Here is a 4,442-nt window from a genome sequence, read left to right as displayed (position 1 = left end):
AAACGCATCCGCGAACACCGGGAACGCCTCATACAGCCCCCAGCCCATACCGACCCGCTGACTGCCCTGACCCGAGAACAACACCGCCAACTTCCCCGGCACCACAGAGCCCCGCACCACCCCCGGCGCCACGTCACCACTCGACAGCGCCTCCAAGCCATCGACAAGACCAGCCCGATCCGCCGCCAGCACCACGGCACGATGCTCAAACGCACTACGCGTCGTGACCAGCGACGACGCCACATCGGCCACCGGCATCTCCGCCCCGGCCCGACTGCGCGCGTACGACAGCAGCCGCTCCGCCTGTGCTCGCAGCGCACCCTCGGACTTCGCCGACACCACCCACGGCACCAGCGCCGAGGGCTCCTCGAGCCCGTCGGTCACCGGCCCGGCGACGGGTAGCTCCTCGGGGGCGTGTTCCAGGATGACGTGTGCGTTGGTACCGCTGATACCGAACGACGACACACCCGCACGCCGTGCACGGCCCGTGTCCGGCCACTCCACCGCGTCCGTCAGCAGTTCGACCGCACCCGCCGACCAATCCACATGCGGCGACGGCTCATCGACATGCAACGTCTTCGGCAGTACGCCATGCCGCATCGCCAGCACCATCTTCATCACACCCGCCACACCGGCAGCCGCCTGCGCATGACCGATGTTCGACTTGATCGCACCCAGCCACAGCGGACGGTCCTCAGCGCCACGTTCCTGCCCGTACGTCGCCAGCAACGCCTGCGCCTCGATCGGATCGCCCAGCTTCGTGCCCGTACCGTGCGCCTCCACCGCGTCCACCTCGGCGGCAGACAACCGGGCGCTCTCCAGCGCCGCCCGGATCACCCGCTGCTGCGAGGGACCGTTCGGCGCCGTCAAACCGTTCGACGCACCGTCCTGGTTGATGGCGCTGCCGCGCACCACCGCGAGCACCTGGTGACCGTTCCGCCGCGCGTCCGACAGCCGCTCCAGCAGCAGCATGCCGACACCCTCGGCCCAGCCGGTGCCGTCCGCGGCCCCCGCGAAGGGCTTGCAGCGCCCGTCCGGGGCCAGTCCGCGCTGGCGGCTGAACTCGACGAACGCGAGCGGGCTGGCCATGACCGTCGCGCCGCCCGCGAGGGCCAGCGAGCACTCGCCCTGCCGCAGCGCCTGGGCGGCCCAGTGCAGCGCCACCAGGGACGATGAGCAGGCGGTGTCCACGGTCACGGCGGGGCCCTCGAAGCCGAAGGTGTAGGAGATGCGCCCCGAGGCGACGCTTCCGGCGTTGCCTGTCATGAGGTAACCCTCGGTGGCCTCGCCGGCCTGCTGCACCGCATCCGTGTAGTCGTGATAGGTCAGCCCGCAGAACACGCCGGTCTGGCTGCCGCGCACCGACGCCGGGTCGATACCGGCGCGCTCCAGCGCCTCCCACGACGTCTCCAGCAGCAGTCGCTGCTGCGGATCCATCGCCAGCGCCTCGCGTGGCGAAATCCCGAAGAACTCCGGATCGAAGTCGCCCGCGTCGTACAGGAAACCACCCTCACGCGCATACGCCGTGCCCCGGTGATCGGGATCCGGGTGATACAGACCCTCCAGGTCCCAGCCGCGATCGTCGGGCAGCCCCGAGATAGCGTCCCCGCCGCTGATGAGCAGTTGCCACAGCTCTTCGGGGGTACGCACACCGCCCGGGAAGCGGCAGCCCATTCCGACGATGGCGATCGGCTCGTCGTCGGTCGTGGCCCTGCGCACCGACGGCGTGGCCTGGGTCCGGTCGAGGGCAGGGGTTTCGTTTGCGGCCTGCGCGGAGCCCATCACCTCGCCGAGGACGTGGCGGGCGACAGCGGTCGGTGTCGGATAGTCGAAGACCAGCGTGGCCGGAAGCCGCAGACCGGTGGCGGCGTTGAGGCGGTTGCGCAGCTCGACGGCGGTGAGCGAGTCGAAGCCGATGTCGCTGAACGCACGGTCGGGTGCGATCGCGGCCGACTCCGTATGGCCGAGCACGGCTCCCGCGTGATCGGTCACCAGCTCCAGCAGGACGTCCTCCCGCTCGGACCGGGGCAGATCCATGAGACGGCGTACGAGAGCGGTTGCGCCGCCCTCCTCGCCGGTGGCGGCGTCGATCACCCGTCGGGCCGGAGCACCGATGAGGTGGCGCAGCAGAGCGGGGGTGGTTCCGGGCCGGGCGTGTGCGCGGAGCACCGCGACATCCATGCGCGTCGGCACCAGCAGGGCGTCATCGGTCGTGTGTGCCGCGTCGAAGAGCGCGAGGCCCTCGTCGGCGGAGAGCGGGGTCATCCCGAACCGTGCCATCCGGGCCATGTCGACCTCGCCCAAGTGGCCGGTCATATCGCTGCGTTCGGCCCAGAAGCCCCAGGCCAACGACACCCCGGCAAGCCCACGCGCCCGACGGCGAGCCGCCAGAGCGTCCAGGAACATATTCGCCGCCGCGTAGTTCCCCTGCCCCGCCGCGCCAAAGGTGGCAGCGGCGGACGAGAACATCACGAACGCCGACAGCCCCAGATCCCGCGTCAACTCATCCAGATGCACCGCCGCATCGACCTTCGGCCGCAGCACCGCGTCAATGCGCTCCGGTGTCAACGACTCGACCAGACCGTCGTCCAGCACACCGGCCGCATGCACCACACCACGCAACGGACGATCCGCCGGGATGCGCGCCAGCACCCCCGCCAACGCCGCACGGTCGGCGACATCGCAGGCCTCGAACACCACATGGGCGCCGAAGTCGGCGAGCTCGGCCTCCAGCTCCGCCGCACCCGCCGCGTCGCGGCCGCGACGCGACACCAGCACCACGCTGCGCACTCCGTGGCGGGCGACCACATGACGCGCCACCAAACCACCCAGTACCCCGCTGGCGCCCGTGATCAGCACCGAACCCTCGGGCTCCCACACCACCTCGCGCCGAGGCGCCACGGGTATCAGGGCGCGGGTCAGCCTGGGGGCGCACACGCCGCCGCCACGTACGGCGATCTGAGGCTCCCCGGTGGCCACCGCCGCACCGATCGCCTCGGCGGCCCACTCCAAGCTCTCCAGGTCCACCAGGACGAATCGGTCCGGATGCTCGGCCTGTGCCGACCGCACCAGACCCCAGACCGCGGCAGCCGCCGCGTCCGGCACATCCTCACCCGGTACGGCCGCCACCGCGCCCCGCGTCACCACCACCAACCGCGAGTCGCCGCATCGCTCATCGGACAGCCACACCTGGAGCGCGTCCAGGGCGCGATGTGTCGCCTGACGGGCCGCGGACACCAGGTCGTCTTCCGCCGCGGCGGAGTCGGTCGCCGAGGCGGTCAGGAACGGCAGGAGTACGAGGTCGGACACGGCCGTGGCCGAGGCGTCGGACCGGAGCAGCGCGCCCATGTCGTCGTGCTGGTCGATCCGGCCACCGCTCGTTTCGAGCGCGGTGCGCAGTTCGGCGCCGTCAGAGCCGACGATCGACCAGTGGGCACGGTCCGGCCCGACTCCGGCGGAGCCTGCCGGGACACTCATCCACTCCACTCGGAACAGCGACTCATGGGGCCTGCGGCCCCCGGTGAGCTGCTCCGATGTAAAGGTGCGAGTCGCCACCGAGGCCACGTCGGCCACCGCGTGGCCCGATTCGTCGGCCAGCAGGATCGCCATGCCATCCGGCCGTTCCGTGGAGAGCCGTACGCGCAGGGTCGTCGCGCCGGTGGCGTACAGGGACATCCCGGTCCACCGGTACGGGAGCCGGACGCGGCCGCCGTCGTCGCCGCCTTCGCCGTCGGCCGTCAGATCGGCCACGGCGTGCAGGGCCGCTTCGAGCAGCACGGGATGCAGGCCGAAGCGACTGGCATCCGAGCGCAGGTCCTCCGCCAAGGCCACCTCGGCGAAGATCTCCGCACCGCGACGCCACGCATGGCGCAGAGCGCGGAACGCCGGACCGTACTCGATACCGCCGAGCGCCGCCACGCTCGGGTACCGGTCGGCGAGGTCGATCGGCGAGGCATCCGCCGGTGGCCACTGGCCGAGCTCGGTCTCCGCCGGCGCCGTGGGCCCCTCCGTGGTCAGCACACCCGTGGCATGGTGGGTCCACGGCAGGTCGGCGGGCCCGTCCTCGAAGCGCGAGTAGAGGTTCACGGTGCGTCGTCCGGAGTCGTCCGGGCCGCCGACCGTCAGTTGCAACTGGACGGCGCCGCTCTCGGGAAGCGCGAGGGGCGTTTCCTGTGTCAGCTCCTCCAGGTGGCCGCAGCCGACCGCGTCACCGGCTCGCAACGCCAGCTCGGCCAGGGCGGCCCCGGGGAGCAGCGCGGTGCCGTGAATGGTGTGGTCGGCCAGCCACGGGTGCGTACGGAGCGAGAGCCGGCCGGTGAACAGCCGCCCGCCGGACTCGGGCAGCGCGACCGCCGCGCCGAGCAGGGGGTGGTCGGCGGAGACCAGCCCGGCCGACGACACATCGCCCGCCACGGCCGTGGGTTCGACCCAGAAGCGCTGGT

The 4,442-nt window shown here is 71.7% G+C and carries 1 protein-coding gene; it reads right to left on the bottom strand.

Annotation, left to right across the window (positions count from 1 at the left end; all coding sequences use genetic code 11):
* Positions 1-4,442, bottom strand: a 4,442-nt coding sequence (locus NP777_RS46485) for a type I polyketide synthase (RefSeq protein WP_256656257.1), incomplete at both ends; no start/stop codon positions are given.

Origin of the sequence: Streptomyces rugosispiralis, from assembly GCF_024505145.1 — a bacterium.
GTDB classification, from domain to species: Bacteria; Actinomycetota; Actinomycetes; order Streptomycetales; family Streptomycetaceae; genus Streptomyces; species Streptomyces rugosispiralis.
This window is presented reverse-complemented; position numbering and strand designations above follow the sequence as displayed.